This window comes from Bradyrhizobium sp. WYCCWR 13022 (genome assembly GCF_030435535.1).
Taxonomy (GTDB): domain Bacteria; phylum Pseudomonadota; class Alphaproteobacteria; order Rhizobiales; family Xanthobacteraceae; genus Bradyrhizobium.
This window is the reverse complement of the sequence record NZ_JAUIZJ010000002.1, coordinates 979,616-1,003,031: the sequence shown is the minus strand read 5'-3', so window position 1 is coordinate 1,003,031 and position 23,416 is coordinate 979,616. Positions and strand designations below refer to the sequence as shown.

General features: G+C 65.4%; 19 protein-coding genes and 1 pseudogene. 12 read left to right on the top strand and 8 right to left on the bottom strand.

Going from position 1 to position 23,416, the window contains the following annotated elements; genetic code table 11:
* Nucleotides 1-221: 221 nt before the first annotated feature.
* The 3 genes from QY049_RS06005 to QY049_RS05995 all read right to left on the bottom strand — a co-directional run bounded on the left by QY049_RS06005 (nt 222) and on the right by QY049_RS05995 (nt 3,728).
* On the bottom strand, nt 222-1,517 hold the full coding sequence (locus QY049_RS06005; RefSeq protein ID WP_194476385.1) for an MFS transporter: 1,296 nt from the start codon (nt 1,515-1,517) through the stop codon (nt 222-224).
* A gap of 111 nt (nt 1,518-1,628) precedes the next feature.
* Nucleotides 1,629-2,825, bottom strand: coding sequence for an acetyl-CoA C-acyltransferase (locus tag QY049_RS06000; RefSeq protein ID WP_258762054.1), 1,197 nt, complete (start codon nt 2,823-2,825; stop codon nt 1,629-1,631).
* Nucleotides 2,826-2,957: 132 nt separating this feature from the next.
* Entirely contained in the window at nt 2,958-3,728 is a 771-nt protein-coding gene (locus QY049_RS05995; RefSeq protein ID WP_258762053.1) for an enoyl-CoA hydratase, read from the bottom strand.
* A gap of 152 nt (nt 3,729-3,880) precedes the next feature.
* On the opposite strand from QY049_RS05995, the gene QY049_RS05990 reads away from it, so the two are divergent.
* Entirely contained in the window at nt 3,881-4,420 is a 540-nt protein-coding gene (locus QY049_RS05990; RefSeq protein WP_258762052.1) for a PaaI family thioesterase, read from the top strand.
* Between the two features lie 59 nt (nt 4,421-4,479).
* The gene (locus QY049_RS05985; protein WP_258762051.1) at nt 4,480-5,100 is read left to right on the top strand and encodes a TetR/AcrR family transcriptional regulator; all 621 of its coding nucleotides are present in this window, start codon (nt 4,480-4,482) and stop codon (nt 5,098-5,100) included.
* A gap of 25 nt (nt 5,101-5,125) precedes the next feature.
* On the opposite strand, the gene QY049_RS05980 is transcribed toward QY049_RS05985, so the two are convergent.
* Nucleotides 5,126-6,034, bottom strand: a complete 909-nt coding sequence (locus QY049_RS05980; protein WP_258762050.1) for a LysR family transcriptional regulator — start codon at nt 6,032-6,034, stop codon at nt 5,126-5,128.
* A 100-nt stretch (nt 6,035-6,134) separates the two neighbouring features.
* Between QY049_RS05980 and QY049_RS05975 the strand changes: the two genes are divergently transcribed.
* The 8 genes and pseudogenes from QY049_RS05975 to QY049_RS05940 all read left to right on the top strand — a co-directional run bounded on the left by QY049_RS05975 (nt 6,135) and on the right by QY049_RS05940 (nt 15,231).
* Entirely contained in the window at nt 6,135-7,631 is a 1,497-nt protein-coding gene (locus tag QY049_RS05975; protein WP_194476379.1) for a CoA-acylating methylmalonate-semialdehyde dehydrogenase, read from the top strand.
* A 22-nt stretch (nt 7,632-7,653) separates the two neighbouring features.
* Nucleotides 7,654-8,799, top strand: a complete 1,146-nt coding sequence (locus tag QY049_RS05970; RefSeq protein ID WP_194476378.1) for an isobutyryl-CoA dehydrogenase — start codon at nt 7,654-7,656, stop codon at nt 8,797-8,799.
* On the top strand, nt 8,796-9,863 hold the full coding sequence (locus tag QY049_RS05965; protein ID WP_194476377.1) for an enoyl-CoA hydratase/isomerase family protein: 1,068 nt from the start codon (nt 8,796-8,798) through the stop codon (nt 9,861-9,863). Before QY049_RS05970 ends, QY049_RS05965 begins: the two co-directional genes overlap by 4 nt.
* Before the next feature lie 24 nt (nt 9,864-9,887).
* Nucleotides 9,888-10,781 (top strand): annotated as a pseudogene (mmsB, locus tag QY049_RS05960) (3-hydroxyisobutyrate dehydrogenase); the annotation flags it as partial.
* Nucleotides 10,781-12,499: an AMP-binding protein gene (locus tag QY049_RS05955; protein WP_258762047.1), complete on the top strand. Its 1,719-nt coding sequence runs from the start codon at nt 10,781-10,783 to the stop codon at nt 12,497-12,499. The pseudogene mmsB and the gene QY049_RS05955, both read left to right, overlap by 1 nt.
* Before the next feature lie 6 nt (nt 12,500-12,505).
* Complete coding sequence (locus QY049_RS05950) at nt 12,506-12,985, top strand: MaoC family dehydratase (protein WP_258762046.1); 480 nt, start codon at nt 12,506-12,508, stop codon at nt 12,983-12,985.
* A gap of 114 nt (nt 12,986-13,099) precedes the next feature.
* Nucleotides 13,100-14,017 carry an SDR family NAD(P)-dependent oxidoreductase gene (locus tag QY049_RS05945; RefSeq protein ID WP_246755550.1) on the top strand — a complete coding sequence of 306 codons (918 nt, stop codon included), beginning with the start codon at nt 13,100-13,102 and terminating at the stop codon, nt 14,015-14,017.
* Nucleotides 14,014-15,231: a TIGR03862 family flavoprotein gene (locus tag QY049_RS05940; protein WP_258766980.1), complete on the top strand. Its 1,218-nt coding sequence runs from the start codon at nt 14,014-14,016 to the stop codon at nt 15,229-15,231. Before QY049_RS05945 ends, QY049_RS05940 begins: the two co-directional genes overlap by 4 nt.
* Nucleotides 15,232-15,306: 75 nt before the next feature.
* Here QY049_RS05940 and QY049_RS05935 read toward each other — a convergent pair whose 3' ends face one another.
* Genes QY049_RS05935 through QY049_RS05925 form a run of 3 tightly spaced genes read right to left on the bottom strand, consistent with a single transcriptional unit; the run spans nt 15,307 to nt 18,695 of the window.
* Nucleotides 15,307-16,386 (bottom strand): D-TA family PLP-dependent enzyme, encoded by a 1,080-nt coding sequence (locus QY049_RS05935; RefSeq protein WP_194476372.1) that lies wholly within the window; start codon nt 16,384-16,386, stop codon nt 15,307-15,309.
* 3 nt (nt 16,387-16,389) lie between these two features.
* The gene (locus QY049_RS05930; RefSeq protein WP_258762045.1) at nt 16,390-18,201 is read right to left on the bottom strand and encodes an ABC-F family ATP-binding cassette domain-containing protein; all 1,812 of its coding nucleotides are present in this window, start codon (nt 18,199-18,201) and stop codon (nt 16,390-16,392) included.
* 2 nt (nt 18,202-18,203) lie between these two features.
* Nucleotides 18,204-18,695 (bottom strand): YaiI/YqxD family protein, encoded by a 492-nt coding sequence (locus QY049_RS05925; protein WP_301269194.1) that lies wholly within the window; start codon nt 18,693-18,695, stop codon nt 18,204-18,206.
* 107 nt (nt 18,696-18,802) lie between these two features.
* Here QY049_RS05925 and QY049_RS05920 point away from each other — a divergent pair, with 107 nt between their 5' ends.
* Complete coding sequence (locus QY049_RS05920; protein ID WP_301269193.1) at nt 18,803-19,603, top strand: hypothetical protein; 801 nt, start codon at nt 18,803-18,805, stop codon at nt 19,601-19,603.
* Between the two features lie 162 nt (nt 19,604-19,765).
* On the opposite strand, the gene QY049_RS05915 is transcribed toward QY049_RS05920, so the two are convergent.
* Nucleotides 19,766-22,135, bottom strand: coding sequence for a xanthine dehydrogenase family protein molybdopterin-binding subunit (locus QY049_RS05915; RefSeq protein WP_258762042.1), 2,370 nt, complete (start codon nt 22,133-22,135; stop codon nt 19,766-19,768).
* A 210-nt stretch (nt 22,136-22,345) separates the two neighbouring features.
* Here QY049_RS05915 and QY049_RS05910 point away from each other — a divergent pair, with 210 nt between their 5' ends.
* Entirely contained in the window at nt 22,346-23,416 is a 1,071-nt protein-coding gene (locus QY049_RS05910; protein ID WP_194476367.1) for a Ppx/GppA phosphatase family protein, read from the top strand.

Below are 23,416 nucleotides of genomic sequence, written 5' to 3'. Positions count from 1 at the left end.
ACTGCGCGCGCGAAGCGCTTGGGACCCATTGTCCACGTTTGGCCCGTGAAGTCTATCGGCAACACCCGGACCATGTTCCGCAACATCTCGACGAGTCCCACTCCGGGGCCTTCGAGTGAGCGCCGTCATGGGTATGATCAAGCAGAGGTTCGCACAGGGCCTGCAACTCGGCGAGGATACGTCGCGAACGGCTTCTCGCTAGAGCCGCCGCGCGATCCGTGCTAGGCCATCGCGGGCTTTGGTTGCGGCTTCGGCTGCCGCGACAGTGCCAGCACGATCAGCGAGGCGAACACGCAGAGCGCGCCGGCGACGAAGAAGGCGGGCAGGTAGCTCTGCAGCAGCGTCCGCGACAGGCCTGCGCCGAACGCGGCGGTGCCGGCGCCGAGCTGATGGCCGGCGAAGATCCAGCCGAACACCAGGTTCGCACGTTCCGGTCCGAATTTTTGCGCGGTGAGGCGCACCGTCGGCGGCACGGTCGCGATCCAGTCCAGACCATAGAACATTGCGAAGATCGACAAGCCGTAGAACGAGAAGTCGCTGAAGGGCAGGAAGATCAGCGAGAGCCCGCGCAGACCGTAGTACCAGAACAGCAGGAAGCGGTTGTCGTAACGGTCCGACAGCCAGCCTGACATGATGGTGCCGAAGAAGTCGAAGATGCCCATCGCCGCCAACAGGCTCGCGGCCTGCACCTGCGGAATGCCGAAATCGAGGCACATCGGAATCAGATGTACCTGCACGAGGCCGTTGGTCGAGGCGCCGCAGACGAAGAAGGTCGCAAACAGGATCCAGAACGCGCTCGACTTCGAGGCGTCGCGCAGCGTGCCGAGCGCGACGGCCGTGATCGAGCCGTGGCTCAGGGGCGGCGCGGGCAGGGGCTCGGTACCTTCGTCGCCGAAGGGACGCAGACCTAGATCGCTGGGGCGGTCGCGCATGACGAGCAGGACCGCTGCGGCGGAGACGCCGAGCATGATGCAGACGAAGCCGAGCGCGGGGCGCCAGCCGAAGCGTTCGGTCAGGCTTGCCAGCAGCGGCAGGAACACGAGTTGACCGGTTGCCACGCTCGCGGTCATGATGCCGATGACGAGGCCGCGTCTTGCGGCGAACCAGCGCGTCGCGATGGTGGCGCCGAGCACCAGCGCGGTCATGCCGGTGCCGATGCCGATCACCACGCCCCACAGCGCCACGAGCTGCCAGACCTGCGTCATGCCGAGTGAGAGGACGAGCGCGGAGACGACGATGAGCTGCGCGGTCAGCGTGACGTTGCGTAAGCCGTAGCGGTTGAGGAGGGCGGCAGCGAACGGTGCCATCAGCCCAAACAGGATGAAGCGTATCGACAGCGCAGACGAGATCTCCGCCGTGCTCCAGCCGAACTCCTTTTGTAGCGGAACGATGAACACGCCGGGCGCGCCGACCGTGCCGGCGCTGATCAGCGCTGCAAAAAAGGTGACGCCGACCATCACCCAGCCGTAATGGATGTTACGGCGGCCGAGCGCAGCCGAAAGCCAGTTCGAAATCATCGCGACTCAATCCAGGTTGGCGGGCTCCGGGAGACCCGCGTCATCGTTGTAGTCTGGCATGGACGAGGGAAGTCTGAAATGACAGACTTCCCTCATTTTCTGACTTGAACGTCAGTGCGCGAGGCGCTCCACTGCGATCGCAGTGGCTTCACCACCGCCGATGCAGAGTGCCGCAACACCACGCCTGAGGTTGTTGGCCTCGAGCGCATGCAGCAGCGTCACGATCAGACGCGCGCCGGTGGCACCGATGGGATGGCCGAGCGCGCAGGCACCGCCGTTGATGTTCAGCTTCTCGCGAGGAATGCCGAGATCGCGCTGCGCCGCCATCGCCACCACGGCGAAGGCCTCGTTGATCTCGAACAGATCGACGTCATCAGCGCTCCAGCCGACCTTGTCGAGCAGCTTTCTGATCGCCGGGATCGGCGCCGTGGTGAACCATTGCGGCTCCTGGCTGTGGGTCGTGTGGCCCTTGATCTCGGCGATGGCGGGAAGGCCGTTGTGATCGGCGAGCGAGCGCTTGGTCAGCACGAGCGCCGCGGCACCGTCGGCATTGGCGGAGGAAGCCGCCGGCGTGATGGTGCCGTTGGCGCGGAACGCCGGCTTCAGGCCGGGGATCTTTGCGGGATCGACCTTCAGCGGATGCTCGTCATTGGCGATGATGCGCGGGCCAGCCTTCTCGACCAGCGTGATCGGCGCGATCTCGGCCTTGAACGCGCCGCCCTCGACCGCCTTGCGTGCGCGGCTCAGCGTCTCCATCGCATAGGCGTCCTGGTCCTTGCGGGTGAACTGATAGGCTTCGGCGGTGGCCTCGCCGAAATCGCCCATGGAGCGGCCGGTCTCGTAGGCGTCCTCGAGGCCATCCATCATCATGTGGTCGATGATGCGGTCATGGCCGGCGCGATAGCCGCCACGTGCCTTCTGCAGGAGATAGGGTGCGTTGCTCATGCTCTCCATGCCGCCGGATACGACGATCTCGGCCGAGCCGGCGCGAATGATGTCGTGCGCCAGCATGGTCGCCTTCATGCCGGAACCGCAGACCTTGTTGATCGTGGTGGCACCAGTCGCATCGGGCAGGCCGGCGCTACGCGCCGCCTGGCGTGCCGGTGCCTGGCCCTGGCCGGCCGGCAGCACGCAGCCCATGAAGACCTCGTCGACCTTCTCGGGCGCAAGCCTGGCGCGTTCCAGCGCCGCATTGATGACATGCGATCCGAGCTTGTGAGCGGCGAGCGGTGACAACTCGCCCATGAAGCGGCCGAGCGGGGTGCGGGCGGCGGAGACGATGACGACGGGATCGGCGGCTTCGGCCATGACAGAACTCCCTGCGATGATAGATAAGATTATATCCATCATATGATGCAGCGCAAAAAATGCAACCGCGCCCGGCATGAGAAATTGTCGTGGATCGGATGAGAACCGGTCCGCGGAGGGGAGGCGGCGCGCTTACCGTTTCCTGTTCACGAATGCGCCCATCAGCCGTGTGGGCTCGTCCGTCAGGAACGACTCGCCGAACACCTTGACGCTGAGATTCACCGACTCCGTCAGCGGCAGTTCCTCCCACTGCCGCAGCAGCGCCTTCTGCGAGCGCAGCGCCTCGGGGCCGCATTCGAGCAGCGCGGTCACGAGGTGCTCGACGGCCGCATCCAGTCCGCCTGCCGGCGCGATCTTGTCGACTAGGCCCCAGGCCAGGGCGGTCGGGGCGTCGATGTTCTCGGCCGTCATCACCAGCCAGCGCGCGCGAGCCCAGCCGATCAGGCGCGGCAGCAGCGCGGCGTGGATCACCGAGGGAATGCCGACGCGCACCTCCGGCATGCCGAAATGCGCATCATGCGCGGCGATCCGGAAGTCGCAGGCAGCCGCCACCTCGAGCCCGCCACCGAGGCACCAGCCGGGCATGCGCGCGATCATGGGCGCTGGAAATTGGCGCACGGCTTCGCAGAGATCGCGCAGGCGGCTGATGAAGGCCTCGGCCGACTTCTGGTCGAGCTTGGCCATCTCCTTGATATCGGCGCCGCCGATCATGCTCTTCTCGCTCTGGCCGCGCAGCACCACGACGCGGATGCTGCGGTCGGACGAGAGCTGCTGCAGCCCCTCCCGGACCGCGTCGGTCACGGGCGAGCCGAGGATGTTGAGCGAGCCGGCGTTGCAGATCGCGACATGAACGACGCCGCGCTCATCGCGCGTCACGCCGCAGTAGTTGTTGAGCATTTCCATCGTGTGATCTCGAAGGTTTCGTGGACCTGCGCGAGGCGCGCCGGACGGGATCACTTCCGGGACGAAATGCCCGGCTTGTCAAGCGGTGGATGTGGCGTTGCCAGCGCGAAGTCCGTCGTATAGTATGACATATATCATATAAAGAGGTGCCCATGATCGAACCTGCTCAACTCGACCTGTTCTCACCGGCGCAGCGGCGCGAGCGCGTGGTGGACTGGCAGGTGCCGGCCCCGGTTGCGAAGGTGGCGATGGGCTTGTCCGGCATGGACGCCATGCTGGGCATCCGCGACGGCCGGTTGCCGCCGCCGCCCTTCGCGAAGCTGATTGGCTTCACTGTTGGAGTGGTCGAGCCCGGCCGTATCGTGATGGAACTCGAACCGCGCGAGGATCTCGAAAACACCATCGGGCTCCTGCACGGGGCGACCGCCGCCGCGCTCCTCGATACCGCCATGGGCTGCGCAATTTCGACGCGGCTGGAGGCCGGGCAGTCGTCGGTGACGCTCGACCTGAAGATGACTTTCCTGCGGCCGCTCTCCGTCAGGTCAGGCCTGATCTCGGCGGAAGGCAAGGTCATCAAGCTCGGGCGCCAGACCAGCTACACCGAAGGCTTCGTCCGCGACGGTAAGGGGGCACTCGCGGTCCATGCAACTGCAACCTTTTCCATGGTCGGCAACAATTTTACCGGGAATTAATGCGCCGCTTGGCGGGTATCCGTGCTATGAGATGACTTCCGACATCCAATGAGAGCCGCATGCGCTATTCTCGGGAACACAAGCAGGAAACCCACGACCGCATCGTCAAGAAGGCGTCCGTGCGGCTACGCGAAAAGGGGGCCCATGGCATCGGCGTCGCCGACCTGATGAAGGAGGCGGGCCTCACCCATGGTGGCTTCTATGCGCATTTCGACTCGCGCGAGGCCCTGGTGATCGAGGCCTTCGATTACGCCATGAACCGTTCGATGGAGCACTGGCGCAAGCAGTCCGATCAGGTCGCGCCCGAGAAGCAGCTTGCCCAGATCGTCGAGACTTACCTCTCGGCGCTCCATCGCGACAATCCCGGCCATGGCTGCTCGATCCCCGCGCTTGGCGCCGAGATCGCCCGCGAGAGCCCGAAGACACGCAAGGCGTTTGCCGGCAAGCTCGACGAGATGGTCGAGATGATGACCAATTTCATTCCGAACGTTCCGCGCAAGGCCGCGCGCAAGCAGGCGATCGCGACGCTGGCGACGATGGCCGGCACCATGCTGCTGGCACGCATCGCCGGCTCGAGCGAACTGTCGGACGAGGTGCTGAAGGCCGGCAAGGACAGCGCGCTGGAGGGGGCAAAGCGGGAGCCAAAGGCGGCGGCGGCGAAGAAGGCGAAGCAGAATTAAGCCGAGGTGCCGTACCAGAGCAGCGCTATCGCCCCGCGAACAACGCCCGCTCACGCTCGACAATTTCCGAGATGTAATCCGCCACCGCCCTGATCCGCGCGAGATCCTTGCTGTCGGCGTGCATCAGCATCCAGAACGTCCTGACAATCGACACTTCCTCGGGCAGCACCGCCATGAGTTGCGGGTAGTCGCTCGCCATGAAGTGCGGCAGCACCGCGATGCCGAACCCCGAGAGCGTGGCATTGAGCTGCGCGATCAGATTGGCGCTGCGGAAGCGTGCCGAGATCCGCGGTGACACTTGGGGCAGATAATCGAGCTCCGGCGTGAAAAGCAGCTCTTCGATGTAGCCGACGAAGCGATGCTGCGGCAGGTCCTGCCGCGAGGCGATTTTCGGGAAGCGGTCGAGATAGACCGCGGCGGCGTACAAGCCGAGCCGATAATCGAGCAGCTTGCGGCCGACGATGCGGCCCTCTTTCGGCATGGTCAGGCTGATCGCGATGTCTGCCTCGCGTTTGGAGAGGCTGAACAGCCGTGCGGTCGCTACAAGTTGCAGATCGAGGTCGGGATAGCGATCGGCGAAGGGAGCCAGGCGCGGCGCCAGGAAGGCGGTGCCGAACCCGTCGGGCGCCCCGATCCGCACCGTACCGGTCAATCGCGCCACGGAGCCGCCGACCTGCTCCTGGTTGGCGACGATGGTGGATTCCATTGCTTCGGCGCTGTCGGCGACGCGCTGGCCGGCGTCGGTGAGGAGGTAGCCGGTCTTGCGCCGGTCAAACAGCTTTGCCGAGAGGTGCTTTTCCAGCCGGTCGACGCGGCGGATCACCGTGGCATGGTCGACGCCGAGCTGTTTTGCCGCAGCCGACACCGAGCCGCCCCGCACGATGGCCAGCACGAAACGAAAGTCGTCCCAATCGATAGCGCCTTGATCCAGCATTTTCGCACATCTATGGTGCAATATCTCAGACTTGAATCCTATAAAATGCAGGTCGATAGGATTTGTCAAAGCGATCTAACCCGTCCTGTGGGAGGTATTCATGCGCGACGTCGGGCACTTCATCGGTGGCAAGGAAGTCAAGGGTAAGTCGGGCCGTACCGCCGACGTCTTCGAGCCGATGACCGGTGACGTCCAGGCCAAGGTCGCGCTGGCCTCCAAGGCCGAAGTCCGTGCCGCCGTCGAGAACGCTCGCGCCGCGCAGCCCGAATGGGCCGCGACGAATCCGCAGCGCCGCGCCCGCGTCATGACGAAATTCGTCGAACTGGTGCAGCGCGACTATGACAAGCTCGCCGAGCTGCTCGCGCGCGAGCACGGCAAGACCGTGCCCGACGCCAAGGGCGACATCCAGCGCGGCCTCGAAGTCGCCGAGTTCGCCTGCGGCATTCCTCATCTGATGAAGGGCGAATACACCGAAGGTGCCGGCCCCGGCATCGACATCTATTCCATGCGCCAGCCGCTCGGCGTCGTTGCCGGAATCACGCCGTTCAACTTTCCGGCAATGATCCCGATGTGGAAGTTCGCGCCTGCGATCGCCTGCGGCAACGCCTTCATCCTGAAGCCGTCCGAGCGCGATCCCGGCGTGCCGATGAAGCTTGCCGAACTGATGATCGAGGCGGGCCTGCCGGCCGGCATCCTCAACGTCGTCAACGGCGACAAGGAAGCGGTCGATGCCATCCTCGACGACCCCGATATCAAGGCCGTCGGCTTCGTCGGCTCGACGCCGATCGCGCAATACATCTATGAGCGCGCTGCCCAGACCGGCAAGCGCTGCCAGTGCTTCGGTGGCGCCAAGAATCACGCCATCATCATGCCGGATGCCGACATGGACCAGGCTGTCGACGCGCTGATCGGGGCGGGCTACGGCTCGGCCGGCGAGCGCTGCATGGCCGTCTCGGTCGCTGTTCCAGTCGGCAAGACCACCGCCGACCGTCTGATGGACAAGCTGATCCCGCGCGTCGAGAGCCTCAAGATCGGCACCTCGATCGATCCGTCGGCCGATTATGGTCCGCTGGTGACACGCGAGGCAGTCGAGAAGGTCAAGAGCTACATCGACATCGGCATCAAGGAAGGTGCGACGCTTGCCGTCGACGGCCGCGGCTTCAAGATGCAGGGCTACGAGAAGGGCTTCTATCTCGGCGGTTCGCTGTTCGACAACGTCACCAGGGACATGCGGATCTACAAGGAAGAGATTTTCGGCCCGGTGCTCTCGGTCGTGCGCGCGCACGACTACAAGGAAGCGCTGGCGCTGCCGTCCGAGCATGATTACGGCAACGGCGTTGCCATCTTTACTCGTGACGGCGACGCTGCCCGCGACTTCGCGGCCAAGGTCAATGTCGGCATGGTCGGCATCAACGTGCCGATCCCGGTGCCGATCGCCTATTACACCTTCGGCGGCTGGAAGAAGTCCGGATTCGGCGATCTCAACCAGCACGGCCCGGACTCGGTCCGCTTCTACACCAAGACCAAGACGGTGACCTCGCGCTGGCCGTCCGGCGTCAAGGAAGGTGCGGAGTTCTCGATCCCGCTGATGAAGTAAGCCTCCCAGGAGCGAGGGCACGATGCAGTTCGCTCTGAACGAGGATCAGGTCGCGGTTCGCGACATGGCGTTGGCGTTTGCGGCTTCGCGGATCGCGCCGCACGCGTTGCGCTGGGACGAGGAGAAGCATTTCCCCGTCGACGTGATGCGCGAGGCCGCAACGCTCGGCATGGGCGGCATCTACATCCGCGAGGATGTCGGTGGCTCCGCCATGACGCGGTTCGACGCGGCGCTGATCTTCGAGGCGCTGGCGACGGGCTGCCCGACCACTTCGGCGTTCATCTCCATTCACAACATGGCGAGCTGGATGATCGATGCCTTCGGCAGCGACACCCAGCGCCATCAATGGCTGCCAAAGCTCTGCACGATGGAGCTGATCGCGAGCTATTGCCTGACCGAGCCGGGCGCCGGCTCCGATGCGGCGGCCCTTCGCACGCGCGCGGTGCGCGACGGCGATCACTACGTCCTCGACGGTCAGAAGCAGTTCATCTCCGGCGCCGGCGGCACCGACCTGCTGGTCGCGATGGTGCGCACCGGCGGCGACGGCCCCGGCGGCATCTCGACCCTCGTCATCGACGGCAAGACGCCGGGTGTCTCCTTCGGCGCCAATGAGCGCAAGATGGGCTGGAACGCGCAGCCGACCCGCGCGGTGATGTTCGAAAATGCCCGCGTGCCCGTCGCCAACCGGCTGAGCGAGGAGGGCGTCGGTTTCAAGATCGCCATGGCCGGCCTCGACGGCGGCCGACTCAACATCACGGCATGTTCGCTCGGCGGCGCGCAGACTGCGCTCGACAAGGCGCGCGCCTACATGAAGGACCGCAAGGCTTTCGGAAAGCGCCTCGACGAGTTCCAGGCGCTTCAATTCAAGCTTGCCGACATGGCGATCGAGCTGGAGGCCGCACGCACCTTCCTCTGGCGCGCGGCGGCTGCGCTCGACCGCAAGGACCCCGACGCCACCATGCTCTGTGCGATGGCAAAACGCTTCGGTACCGATGTCGGCTTCGAGGTCGCCAACCATGCGCTGCAACTGCACGGCGGCTACGGCTATCTCAGCGAATACGGAATCGAGAAGATCGTGCGCGATCTGCGCGTGCACCAGATTCTCGAAGGCACCAACGAAATCATGCGGCTCATCGTGGCGCGCAAATTGATCGAGGGCGCGCGATGAGTTCGGTGGAAGAGGGCGATCTCGTCGCCCGTGTCGAGGGCGCGGCCGGCATTGTCAGGCTCAATCGCCCCAAGGCGATCAATGCCGTGACGCTGGAGATGTTTCGCGACATCGAGAAGGCGCTCGACCGCTTCGAGGCCGATTCCGCCGTCGCCGTGATCCTGCTGGAAGGCGCCGGCGAGCGCGGCTTGTGCGCCGGCGGCGACATCCGCGCGCTCTGGGAGAGTTCGAAGGTCAACGGTGATCTCGGCAGGATCCTGTGGCGCGAGGAATACATCCTCAACGCCCGGATCAAGAAGTTTCCAAAGCCCTATGTCGCCTTCATGGACGGCATCGTGATGGGCGGTGGTGTCGGCCTGTCCGCGCATGCGAGCCACCGCGTGGTTACGGATCGGACGAAACTTGCGATGCCCGAGGTCGGGCTCGGCTTCTTCCCCGATGTCGGCGGCACTTGGTTGTTGTCGCGCTCGCCGGGCGAGATCGGCACGTTCTTCGGCCTGACCGGCCAGACCATGAACGGACCGGACGCGATTCATGCGAAGTTCGCCGATTGGGTGGTTCAGGCGGTGAAGTTGCCTGCGTTACGCGAGGCGCTGACCAAGGTTCGCCCGGGTGTGACCGCGGCCGATGTCAGCAAGCTCATCGACGGTTTTGCCACCGGTGAGACCGCGGGTCCGGTGGCAGCGAAAGAACCCGTCATCGATGCGCTGTTCGGCTTCGACCGGATGGAAGACATTTTCGCCGCGCTCAAGCGCGACGGCTCCGAGTTCGCGCTGGCGACGCTGAAGACGCTGAACGAGAAATCGCCGCGCGGTATGGTGGTGACGCTGAAACTGCTGCGGCTCGCGCGTACTGCGCCGAGCCTGGAAGAGTGCCTGGTGCGCGAATATCGCGCGGCGTGCGAAGTGTTCCGCAGCGACGATTTCCGCGAGGGTGTGCGCGCCGCCGTGATCGACAAGGATCGCAACCCGACCTGGTCGCCGCCGCGGATCGAGGATGTGACGCCGCAAATGCTGGCGCCGTATCTCGCCGAGATCGGCGCGGATGAGCTGAAGTTCAACTAATCAACGAAACGAGCGGAGGAAACGACAATGGCCACGATCGCATTCATCGGTCTCGGCAACATGGGCGGCCCGATGGCGGCCAATCTGGTCAAGGCCGGCCACAAGGTGGTGGCGTTCGATCTCGTCGAAGCCTCCCGCAATCAGGCCAAGGCCGACGGCGCCGGCATCGCGGACAGCGCCGCGGGTGCTGTGAAGGGCGCCGATGTCGTCGTCACCATGCTGCCCGCAGGCAAGCATGTGCTCGGCGTCTGGAACGAGGTCGTTCCCGCCATGGCCAAGGGCACGTTGATTATCGATAGCTCCACTATCGACGTGGAAAGCGCGCGTCAGGCTCATGCGCTGGCGGCGAAGAACGGCGTGCTCTCGGTCGACGCGCCGGTCTCCGGCGGCACCGGTGGTGCCAAGGGCGCAACGCTCACCTTCATGTGCGGCGGCGAGGACGGCGCGTTTGCGGCGGCCAAGCCCGTGCTGGAGAAAATGGGCAAGAAGATCGTGCATTGCGGCGGCGCCGGCGCCGGCCAGGCCGCAAAAATCTGCAACAACATGATCCTCGGTATTTCCATGATCGCGGTAAGCGAAGCCTTCGCGCTCGGCGAAAAGCTCGGCCTCTCGCATCAGGCGCTGTTCGACGTCGCCTCGACCTCGTCGGGCCAGTGCTGGTCGCTGACCACCTATTGCCCGGTTCCCGGTCCGGTGCCGACTTCACCGGCCAACAACGACTACAAGCCGGGTTTTGCCTCGGCGCTGATGGTGAAGGACCTGACGCTGGCGCAGGACGCCGCGAAGGCTGCGGGGGCGGCGACGCCGCTCGGCAAGCGTGCGCAGGAGATCTATCAGTCTTTCGACGCAGCAGGCCAGGGCGGGGTGGATTTTTCCGGAATTATCAAGCACGTTAGGGCGTTAGCCGGGAAAGCTTGATGACGACATTTCAGGACGCGCGCGCGTTTCTTCTCGCACACCGCACGGATTACGAGACAGCGGTTAGGGATTTCCGCTGGCCCGATCCCGACCCCTTCAACTGGGCGCTCGACTGGTTCGACGCCGAGCTGGCGACGAATGCGGAGAGCAAGGATCGGCCCGCGCTCTGGATTGTCGATGCTGCGCAGGACAAGCAGATAAAGCTGTCCTTCGCCGCGCTCTCGCTGCGCTCCAACCAGGTTGCCAATTTTCTCCGCGCGCAGGGCCTCAAGCGCGGCGACCATCTCCTGCTGCTGCTCGGCAATGTGGTTCCGCTGTGGGAGACCATGCTGGCGGCAATAAAACTCGGCGTCGTCGTGATCCCCGCGACCACGCTCCTGACGGCCGAGGAACTGCGCGACCGGCTTGATCGCGGCAGAGCGAAGGCCGTGGTGGCCGCGCAGGACCAGGTCGCGAAGTTCGCAAGTCTTGGCGTCGACGGTATCGCGCGGATCGTCGTGGGCGAGGCGTCCGATGGCTGGCTTGCCTATGACGAGGCGGCCAAAGCTTCGGAGAGTTTTACGCCTGATGGTCCGACCAACGCCGACGACCCGATGCTGCTCTATTTCACTTCGGGCACGACGGCCAAACCGAAGCTGGTGCGGCACAGCCAACGCAGCTATCCCGTAGGCCACCTCTCCACCATGTACTGGATCGGGCTGAAGCCCGGCGACGTCCATCTGAACATCTCATCGCCCGGCTGGGCCAAGCATGCCTGGAGCTGCTTCTTCGCGCCGTGGAATGCCGGCGCGACCGTGTTCGTGGTCAACCAGCCGCGCTTCGATGCCAAGGGCCTGCTCGCCACCATCGGCCGTTGTGGCGTCACCACGTTGTGCGCGCCGCCGACCGTGTGGCGGCTGTTCATTCAGGAGAACCTGGCCTCGTTCAAAATGAGCTTGCGTGAGGTCTGCGGCGCAGGCGAGCCGCTCAACCCTGAAGTGATCGACCAGGTGCAGGCCGCCTGGGGACTCACCATCCGCGACGGCTACGGCCAGACCGAGACCACCGCGCTTGCCGGCAACTCGCCGGGCCAGAAGATCAAGGTCGGCTCGATGGGCCGGCCGCTGCCGGGCTATCGCGTGCAGGTCAGCGACGCCGACGGCCACCCGGCCAAGGAGGGCGAGGTGGCGCTGCTGCTGGGTGCCGACCGTCCCGCCGGCTTGATGCAGGGCTATCAGGGTGACGACGGCAAGCTGTCCGGCGCCGAAGGCGAGCTCTATCGCAGCGGCGACGTGGTCTTCGCGGACGAAGATGGCTATCTCACCTTCGTCGGCCGCTCCGATGACGTGTTCAAATCCTCCGACTATCGCATCAGCCCGTTCGAGCTGGAGAGCGTGCTGCTGGAGCACGAACTTGTCGCGGAAGCCGCGGTGGTGCCGAGTCCCGATCCCATCCGGCTCGCGATCCCCAAGGCCTTCGTGCTGCTGACCTCGGGCGCGGAGCGCTCGCCGGAGACGGCGCTCTCCATCTTCAAGCACCTGCATACGCGCCTTGCGCCCTTCAAGCGTATCCGGCGGATCGAAATCGTCACCGAATTGCCGAAGACGATCTCTGGCAAAATCCGGCGCGTGCAGCTACGACGGCTCGAACGCGACAACGATCGCGACGATCCGCTGCGCGGCCGGGAATTCCGCGAGGAGGATTTTCCGGAGCTGCCTAAAACGAGAAGCGAGACCTGAAGCGACATGAACGAAATCTGGAAGAAGCCGCCGATCACACTCGAGGCCTATCAGGCCATGGTCGGCAAGGAGATCGGCGTATCGTCCTGGCACCTGATCGACCAGCCCCGCATCGACACCTATGCCGACGTGATCGAGGATCACCAATTCATCCACGTCGATCCTGAAAGGGCGAAGAAGGAGACCGCGTTCGGCACCACCATCGCGCACGGATTCCTGACGATGTCGCTGCTGTCGATCATGTCCTATGAGGTGATGCCGGCGGTTGCAGGCGCCACGATGGGCGTGAACTACGGGTTCGACAAGCTGCGCTTCATCTCGCCGGTGCGCTCGGGCAAGCGCGTCCGTGGCCGCTTCGTGCTGGCGGAAGCCAAGCTGCGCAAGCCCAACGAATTGCAGACCCGTACCAACGTGACGGTGGAGATCGAAGGCGAGGACAAGCCCGCGCTGGTCGCGGAGTGGCTCGGCCTGACTTACTTCGCGTAAGTCCGTCCGCCGTGGCCGGGCTTGACCCGGCGATCCATCGCTGCTCAAAAGCTGACGAATTTTCGCGGATTTCACCCTCTCCCACAAGCGGAGAAGGAAGAAAAGGAAGCTTTCATGGCAATCAGGTTCGACGGACGCGTCGCCATCGTCACCGGCGCGGGCAATGGTCTCGGCAAGGCGCATGCGCTGGGCCTTGCGAGCCGCGGCGCGAAAGTCGTGGTCAACGATTTCGGCGGCGCGCGCGACGGTACCGGCGCCTCGCTCTCGCCGGCCGAAGCCGTGGTCGAGGAGATCCGCAAGGCCGGCGGCACCGCGATGGCCGACGGCGCCGACGTCTCGAATTTCGAGCAGGTCACCGCCATGGTCGAGCGCGCGACCAAGGAGTGGGGCAGCGTCGACATCATGTGCGCCAATGCCGGCATTTTGCGCGACAAGTCGTTCGGCAAGATGGAAGCGGCCGATTTCCAGAAGGTGCTCGACGTGCATCTCGTCGGCACCTTCTACTGCTGCAAGGCGGTCTGGGCCGGCATGCGCGACCGCAATTACGGCCGCATCGTGCTGACGACCTCGTCCTCCGGCCTCTACGGCAATTTCGGTCAGGCCAATTACGGCGCGGCGAAATCAGGCATGGTCGGCCTGATGAACGTGCTCGCGGAAGAGGGCCGCAAGAACGACATCCGCGTCAACATCATCTCGCCGACGGCGGCGACCCGCATGACCGAAGAGCTGCTGCCGCCGCAGGCGCTGCAATTGATGAAGCCGAACGCGATCACGCCCGCGGTCGAGTATATGCTGAGCGAGGACGCGCCGACCCGCACCATCATGGGCGCCGGCGCCGGCTCCTTCGCGGTGATCAAGATCCTGGAGAGCGAGGGCATCAACCTGCCGGAGTCCGAATGGACGCCCGATGCGGTCGCCGCGCATTTCGCCGAGATCAGCGACATGTCGAAGGCCAAGGCGCTGGCGGGTGCCTTCGAGCAGACGCAGAAATACGTGGCGCAGGCCGCGGCACGGGCGGGGATCAAGCTCTGACTGACATCGCCGTCATCGGGGCCGGTCCCGCCGGGCTGATGGCGGCGGAGGTGCTCGCGGCGGGCGGGGCTCGCGTCACCGTCTACGATGCGATGCCGTCAGCCGGCCGTAAATTCCTGATGGCCGGACGTGGTGGCCTCAATCTTACCCACAGCGAGCCGCTAGCGGGTTTCCTCGAGCGCTACCGCGAAGCGATGCCGCATCTGCGCGCCGCGGCCGAAGCGTTTCCACCCGACGCGCTGCGCGACTGGAGCGCAGGCCTTGGGCAGCTGACCTTCGTCGGCAGCAGCGGACGGGTGTTTCCAAGGACGTTCAAGGCCTCGCCCCTGCTGCGCGCCTGGCTGCGGCGGCTCGATGCATCTGGTGTGCGGTTCGCGTTTCGGCACCGCTGGACCGGCTGGGATGGGGAGGGGCGGCTGCAATTCCAAACGCCCGAGGGCCTGCTTGCGATCGATGCCAAGGCAACCGTGCTCGCGCTTGGTGGTGCGAGCTGGCCGCGATTGGGCTCGGACGGTGCGTGGGTCGATTGCCTCGCCGCGAAGGGTGTTGCCATCTCCAAGCTGAGGCCCGCAAATTCCGCCTTCACGGTCGCATGGTCCGACGTATTTCGCGACCGCTTCGAAGGCCAGCCGCTCAAGGGCGTGGCGCTGACGGTCGGCGCGCACACGGTGCGCGGCGAAGCGATGATCACCCGCAGCGGCATCGAAGGCGGTGCGATCTACGCGTTGTCGGCGGAGCTGCGCGAGGCGGTGCTGGCGATCGGGCAGGCGACCTTGACGATCGCGTTGCGGCCGGATCTCACCGCCGACGCGCTGACCACGCGGCTATCAGGGACACGCGGCAAGCAATCGCTCGCAAATTTCCTGCGCAAGGCCGCGCAATTGTCGCCGGTCGGCATTGGCCTGATGCAGGAGGCGACCATTGCCTCAGGCCGATCGCTGGCGGCGTTCTCACCGACGGAGCTTGCGCACCTGGCGAATGCGATTCCGGTTCAGCTCACCGGCATCGCGCCGATCGATCGCGCGATCTCGACGGCGGGCGGGATCGCCTTCGACGAGCTCGACGACCGCTTCATGCTGCGCAAATTGCCCGGCGTGTTCGCCGCCGGCGAGATGCTGGATTGGGAAGCCCCGACCGGCGGCTATCTGCTCCAAGCATCGTTCGCGACGGGGGCGGCTGCAGGCAGGGGCGTGCTGGAGTGGCTCAGCCGCTAACCGCGCAGCGACGCAATCCAGACTGGATTGCTTCGTCACAAGGGCGCCTCGCAATGACGGAGAGAGACCGGTGCGCTATCGCAACTTCCCGCGCGCCGCCACCGGAAGCGTGCCGATGATCTCATCGCCGCGGACCATCACCACCTCGTCCATCATGTTGACGACGACGCAGACGTGGTTCGGCACGATGCGGACGACATCGCCGACATTCGGGCGTGTGTTGCTGCGGGAGAGGTCGAGGAAGCCGTGCTCCTCTGCGAATTTGGCGATCTTGGCCTCGGGGTGCTCGAGGATCAGGCCGTGGCCGTCGAGGCCGCCGGTGTCGGTCGTCAATGTCTTCGAGCCGGCATCGAGAATGCCGCGCTCGGGGGCGGCGCGGCTCACCACCGTCGAATAGACGTGCAGCGCGCAATCGTCCCAGGTGGCAGAGCCGGCTGCGACCTGCATGCGGTCGTTGTAAATATAGGTGCCGAAGCGATGCTCGGTGCCGCCCCTGAGCTTGCCGATGTTGACCAGATTCGGTGTGCCGCCGGTCGAGACGATCTTGGCGTCCAGCCCGTGCGCGCGCACGCCGGCCAGTGCCTCGTCGAAGAATTTCTGCGCATCGCCCCAGCCAGTCTCGGTCGGGTAGAGCATGAAGCCGGCAAATTCGAGCCCCTTCGACGCGGCGATCTCGCGCGCCAGCGCGATCGCTTCCGCGGGCGTCTCGACGCCCGCGCGCTTGCGCCCCGTATCGCATTCGACCACCACCGAGAGCGGACGGCCCGAGGCCGCGGCGGCCTTGGGCAGTCCGGCAACGACGGTCGAATTGTCGGCGGCGACCGTCATCCTGGTCTTGGCATTGAGCGCGCCGAGCCGCGCCATCTTTTCCTCGCCGAGCAGATTGTAGCTGATCAGGATGTCGTCGATGCCGGCATTGGCCATGATCTCGGCCTCGCCGATCTTCTGGCAGGTGATGCCCTTGGCGCCGGCCGCGACCTGCATCTTCGCGATCGTCGGGTTCTTGTGCGTCTTGATATGCGGCCGGTTGGCGATGCCGGCGTCGTCGCAGGCCTTCTGGATGCGCGCAATGTTGCGCTCGACCCTGTCCATGTCGATGACGGCGCAGGGCGTGCCGTATTCGCGGGCGATTTTTGCGGCGAGGGGAGTGGTCATGGGTCAAGCCTGTTCTATCTCTTCGCGGAGCATTTCGAGTTCGAGCCAGCGCTCTTCGGCTGCGGACAGGTCTTCATGTGCCCTGGCGATGGCGGCCGAGGTATCGTCGAATTTCTTGCGATCTTTTGCATAGAGATTGGGATCGTCAAGCACGCGCTGCAGCTTGGCGATGTCGGCCTGCAACGATTCCATCTTCTGCGGCAGCGTTTCCAGCGCGTGCTTCTCGTTGAAGCTCAGCTTGCGCTTCGGCGCGGAGGCGGGCGCAGCAACGCGCTCCTCCTTTTTCTCTGCGGTCGGCTGCGCTTTCGTGGTCTCGCGCTTGAGGTCCGTGCCGCGTTGCGCCAGCATGTCGCTGTAGCCGCCGGCATATTCGATCCACTTGCCGTTGCCCTCCGGCGCGATCACGGAGGTGACGACGCGATCGAGGAAGTCGCGGTCGTGGCTGATCAGGATGACCGTGCCCTCGTAGTCGCCGAGCATCTCCTCGAGCACGTCGAGCGTCTCGAGATCGAGATCGTTGGTCGGCTCGTCCAGCACCAGGAGGTTCGAGGGCTTCGCCAGCGCGCGCGCCAGCATCAGCCGGCCGCGCTCACCGCCAGAGAGCACCTCCACCGGCGTGCCACGCTGCTCCTGGCCGAACAGGAAGTCCTTCATGTAGCCGACGACGTGCTTCGGCTTGCCGCCGACCATGATTTGATCGCCACGACCGCCGGTCAGCGCCTCGGCCAGCGTCGACTTGGGATCGAGGCTTTCACGATGTTGGTCGAGCGTGGCGGTCTCGAGATTGGCTCCTAACCGTACCGTGCCGGAATCTGGTTGCGCAGCACCGGTCAAGAGATTGACCAGCGTGGTCTTGCCGGCGCCGTTCGGGCCGATGATGCCGAGCCGGTCGCCGCGCTGGATGCGGGTGGAGAAATTGTCGACGATCACGCGATCGCCATAGGCCTTGCTGATGCCCTTGGCCTCGATCACCAGCTTGCCGGATTGCTCGGCTTCAGCGGCGGCGAGACTGGCGGTGCCGGCGGTGCCGCGATAATTGCGGCGCTGGTCGCGTAGCACATGCAGATTGGCGAGCCGCTTGACGTTGCGCTTGCGGCGGCCGGAGACGCCGTGGCGCAGCCAGTGCTCCTCGTCGACGATCTTGCGGTCGAGCTTGTGCTGATCGCGTTCCTCCTCCGCCAGCACCTCGTCGCGCCAGGTCTCGAACGAGGCAAAGCCGCGATCGATCTGCTTGATCTTGCCGCGGTCGAGCCAGGCGGTGGAGCGCGAGAGATTGGTGAGGAAGCGGCGATCGTGGCTGATGATGACAAGCGCGCTGCGCCGGGAGTCGAGCTCCTTTTCCAGCCATTCGATGGTGGAGAGATCGAGATGGTTGGTCGGCTCGTCCAGCAGCAGGATGTCGGGCGAGGGCGCGAGCACATAGGCCAACGCTGCGCGGCGCGCCTCGCCGCCGGAGAGATTATGCGGGTTCTCCTCGCCGGTCAGGCCGAGCTGCTCGAGCAGATAGCGCGCCTGGTGCTGATCGTCGCCGGGGGCGAGCCCGGATTCGACGTAGGCCAGCGTGGTCTTGTACTCGCCGAAGTCGGGCTCCTGCGGCAGATAGCGGACCGTCGCGCCGGGCTGCACGAAGCGCGTACCGTCATCGGGCTCGACCAGGCCGGCTGCAATTCTGAGCAGCGTCGATTTACCGGAGCCGTTGCGGCCGATCAGGCAGACGCGTTCGGACGGCGCGACATTGAGCTCGACGCCCGACAGCAGCGGCGTGCCGCCAAAGGTCAGCTTGATGTCTTTCAGTTGGATCAGCGGGGGTGCCATGACTAGCCCTGACTCGTGGCCGCCTGGGCGGCACGGCGGCGCTGGATCCGGCGCAGCGTCTGATCGAGCGCCGAGAGGAAGGCGGAGCGGTCCCGGGGCGAGAACGAGCGCGGGCCGCCGGTGACTTCGCCGGCCGAGCGCAAATCCGTCATCAGGTTGCGCACGGCCAGCGTCATGCCGATCGACTCTTCCGTGAACGGCTTGCCGTTCGGCGCGATCACGTCGGCTCCGGCTTTCACGCAGCGGCTCGCCAGCGGAATGTCCGACGTGACGACGACGTCGCCGGGCCTCGCCCGTTCGGCGATCCAGTCGTCGGCCGCGTCCATCCCAGCGCCCGCGGCGATGCGCTCGATCAGCGGGTCCTGCGGCACGCGGATAAAATTGCCGGCGACCACGCTGACGGGCACGCCGTGCCGGAGCGCGACGCGATAAATCTCGTCCTTCACTGGGCAGGCGTCGGCATCGACATAGATGCGGGTGGGGGTGTCAGTCATTCGCCGCGTGGTACCCCATTCGGGCCGCAAAGGCGAGGGGATTGACCGGTGTTCCCCGGGGCCTACGATCAGCTCTGAAACAACAAGAACTGAGGGGAAGCCAAGCCATGCCGAACCGGCTCGAAACCTGGCGCGTCGAGGCCTACAACACCGCCAAACAGTCCGAAAACAAGATGCACGACGACACGGTGGCGCGCCGCTTCGGCTTCTCCGGCGGGCTGGTCCCGGGCGTCGATGTCTTCGCCTACATGATGCACGTGCCGGTGGCCCGCTGGGGCCGCGATTTCCTGTCGCGCGGGCTGATCGAAGCCCGCTTCATCAAGCCGGTCTATGATGGCGAGACCGCCGATGTCGACGCCACCGAGCACAACGGCCTGCTCACGATCGAGGTTTTCAGTCGCACCGAGCTGTGCGCGACCGGGACTGCGTCGCTGCCGGCGGCTGCGCCGGCGGTATCTTTGCGCGACTATGTCGAGGTCCCCGCCGTCGCCGAGCGCAAACCGGTCAGCCCCACGACGTTCGAGACAGGCAAATGGCTGGGCACCACGCCGCGCCGCTGGGCCGGGCAGGCGGCCACCGACTATCTTGCCGATGTCAGGGAGACCGATCCGGTCTTCGCGCGCGAAGGGCTCGGCCATCCCGGACTGATCCAGCGCGTGATGAACCGCGTGCTGGTCGACAACACCATTCTGGGCCCTTGGATTCACGTCGGCAGCCGCATGCAGCTCTTGTCCGCCGCGCGCACCGGCGATGAGATCACCGCGCGAGCGAAGGTCGCTGCGAATTACGAGAAGAAGGGGCACCGCTTCGTCGAGTTCGACGCGCTGGTCGTGGCCAATGGAACGACGCCGATTGCGCATTGCCAGCACACCGCGATCTACCAGCCGCGCGAGCAGGCTGCGGCGTAGGGCGCCGGAAGGGGCACACCCCGCACGCACACTCGGTGTCATTCCCCGCGAAGGCGGGGAATCCAGTACGCCGCGGCTTCTCGGTCGATCATGATTGTCTCGGAGTACTGGATCGCCCGCCTTCGCGGGCGATGACAGTGTGGCGTTGGAGACAGCAGTCGCTTACGCCGCGCCCTTCGCATCCTGGATCGCGCGCCAGACGCGCTCCGGGGTCAGCGGCATGTCGATGTGCTTGATGCCGTAGTCCGAGAGTGCATCCACCACCGCGTTCACCACCGTGGACAGGCTGCCGGCGCAGCCGGCTTCGCCGCAGCCCTTGGTGCCCAGGGGATTGCTCTTGGCCGGCACCGGATGGTCACCGACCTCCATGAACGGGACGTCCTCGGCGCGGGGCAGCGCATAGTCCATCAGGGAGCCCGTGATCGGCTGGCCGCTCTCGTCGTAGCGGACATGCTCCATCAGCGCCTGGCCGATGCCCTGGACGACGCCGCCGTGAAGCTGGCCAGCGACCAGCATCGGGTTGATGACGGTGCCGAAGTCGTTGACCGCGCTGTAACGCACGATCTGCACCACGCCGGTCTCGGGATCGACCTCGACCTCGGCGACGTGGCAGCCGTTCGGGAAGGCCGACGGAATCGGCTCGCTGGTGTGATCGACGTCGAGCGAGTCAGGCACGCCGTCCGGCACCTTGCCGTCATGCAGCTTCTTGGCGAGCTCCATGATGTCGATGCTTCGGTCGGTGCCGGCGATGGTGAAGCTGCCGTCGGCAAACTCGATGTCGGCTTCGGATGCCTCCAGCATGTGCGCGGCGGCGCGCTTGCCCTTCTCGATGACGAGCTTCGAGGATTCCACGATGGCTTGCCCGGTCGCGGTGATCGAGCGCGAGCCGCCGGTGCCGTTGCCGGTGTGCACGATGTCGCTGTCGCCCTGCACCAGCTTCACGCTCTCGAAGGGAACGCCAAGCTGTGCGCACAGCACCTGCGCGAACGGCGTCGCGTGGCCCTGGCCGTAATCCAGCGTGCCGGTGATCAGCTGCACGCTGCCGTCGGGGTCGAACACGATCTTGCCGAGTTCGGGGCTCGGCGGCGCGGTGACCTCGAGATAGGAGCCGACCGCGATGCCGCGCAGCTTGCCGGCCTTCTTGCTCTCCTTCTTGCGCTTGGCAAAGTTCTCGTGGTCGGAGATTTCCAGCGCCTTGTTGAACACGGCCTGGAAGTCACCGCTGTCATAGGTGACGCCTGATGACGCCGGAAACGGCATCTGGTTCGGCTTGATGAAGTTGCGCTTGCGCATCGTCAGCCGGTTGATGCCCATCTCGTCGGCGGCGCGGTCGATCAGCCGCTCCATGTAGTAGTTGGCCTCGGGCCGGCCGGCGCCGCGATAGGCGCCCATCAGCGTGGTGTTGGTCAGCACCGTCTTGATGTCGACGCCCATCAGCGGCGTGCGGTAGACGCTGGAAAAGTTCTTGCCGGTGTTGAGCGACAGCGGCCCCGGCGCAACGCCGGTTATGTAGGCGCCGAGATTGCCGTAGCCGGAGAGTTTCGCCGCGAGGAAATGCCCCTCGGCATCGAGCGCGAGCTCGGCATGGATTTTCTGCGCGCGGCCGTGGCTGTCGGAAAGAAAGCTGGTGGAGCGCTCGTCGAGCCATTTCACCGGGCGTCCCAGCGCCTTCGCCGCATACAGGATGCACATGTATTCGGGGTAGTTGACGTTCTTCATGCCGAAGGAGCCGCCGACGTTGGCGGTGAGGATCCGCACCTTCTCGTTCGGCACCTTCAGGTTCTTGGCGAGGTTGGCGCGGTTGCCCGCGACGCCCTGCGTCGGCATCTGGATAGTGTAGCGCTCGGTGGCCTTGTCGTAGGAGGCAAGACCGACCCGCGGCTCCATCGAGACCACGGCGACGCGGGTGTTCTCGATGTCGATCCTGGTGACGTGGGCGGCGCTGGCGAAGGCGGCGTTCACCTTCTCCATGTCGCCATAGTGATAGTCGAGCGCGACATTGTTCGGGATGTGGTCGTAGAGCTGCGGCGCGCCGGGCTTGGCGGCTTCCTCGGGATCGGTCACCGCCGGCAGCGGCTCGATGTCGAGCTCGACGGCTTCGGCCGCATCGCGGGCCTGCGCCAGCGTCTCCGCCACGACGAAGGCGACGGGGTCGCCGACGAAGCGGACCTTGTCGGTTGCCAGCGGGTGGCGGTTGGTCTGGAGCAGGGGTGAGCCGTCACGGTTCTTCAGCGGCAGGCCGCAGGTGAAGGGGCCATAGCCGGCGGCATCGATGTCCTTGCCGGTCCACACGCCCAGCACGCCCGGCATTGCCTTGGCGGCGTCGGTGCCGATGCCGCGGATGATTCCGTGAGCGTGGGTCGAGCGGACGATCACGGCATAGGCCTGGCCGGGCAGGTTGAAATCGTCGGTGTAGCGGCCCTTGCCGCGCACCAGCGTGTCGTCTTCCTTGCGGCGGACCGGCTGCCCGACGCCGTATTTTTGCAGTGCAATAGCATTTTCGAGCGTCGAGGATTTGGTGTGTTCTTGCATGGAAATGACCTGAAAAGCCGGCAATTGCGCGTTTTATGGGCGCCTTCGAGACCGGGATCTCTCAGATAACCCGCCACCGCGTTCACGACAACGCACGAATGGACATGGTCCCATTGTGATGCGTTGTTGCGCATGTCAGCCGCGCTGCTAATGTTTCAGGCGAAAAAGCAATTCCGGATCGACCCTTAGGGTCGTGGAAAGACAGTTTGTATGAATGACCACACGCGGCTCCGCGACGGCCATGGGCCGCACGGTGAGCTGGAGGGGTCGATGGCGGCGGTGGCATTGGCCACTGAACCGGCCGTCCCCGCGCAAGCGGGAACCGGCGTCTATGCGGCGCTGGACCTCGGCACCAACAATTGCAGGCTCCTGATCGCCTGTCCGACCCACGATGGCTTTCGCGTGGTCGATTCCTTCTCGCGGATCATCCGGCTCGGCGAGGGCGTCTCGGCGACGGGGTGCATCAGCGAGGCTGCAATCGATCGCGCGATCGCCGCGCTCAGCATTTGCCGGGACAAGATCAACCTGCGCAAGGCCAAGCGGCTGCGGCTGATCGCGACGGAAGCCTGCCGCGCCGCCTCGAACGCGGAAGGCTTCCGCAGCCGCGTCGCGGCCGAGACCGGCATCGAGCTCGAGGTGATCGACCGCGAGACCGAAGCCTCGCTCGCCATGCTCGGCTGCTCGCCGCTGGTCGATCCGAAGGGCCGCGGCGCGATCCTGTTCGACATCGGCGGCGGCTCGACCGAGCTGGTGCGGATCGAGCGCGACCCGCAAAATCCGGAGCCGCGCATCAAGGCATGGATGTCGATCCCCTACGGTGTGGTCACCCTCGCCGAACAGTTCGGCGGCCGCGACGTGACGCCCGAAATCTACACTGCGATGGAGCGCGCAGTCGCAAGCCACGTCGCGCCCTTCGCTGAGCAACACGGCCGCGATCTCACCGACATGCATCTGCTCGGCACGTCAGGCACCGTGACGACGCTCGCCGGTATCCATCTCAATCTCCTGCGCTACGACCGCCGCCGCATCGACAGCATCTGGATGAACGATACCGACATCACCGCGACCATCAACAAGCTGCTCGGCATGAGCTACGAGGACCGCGCCAACAACAGCTGCATCAGCGTCGAGCGCGCCGATCTCGTTCTGGCCGGCTGCGCCATCCTCGATGCGATCAGGCGCGCGTTCCCGCTGCCGCGCCTGCGCGTCGCCGATCGCGGCCTGCGCGAGGGCATGCTGGTCGAGATGATGCGCGAGGACGGCGCGCTCAGGAGCTGGTGA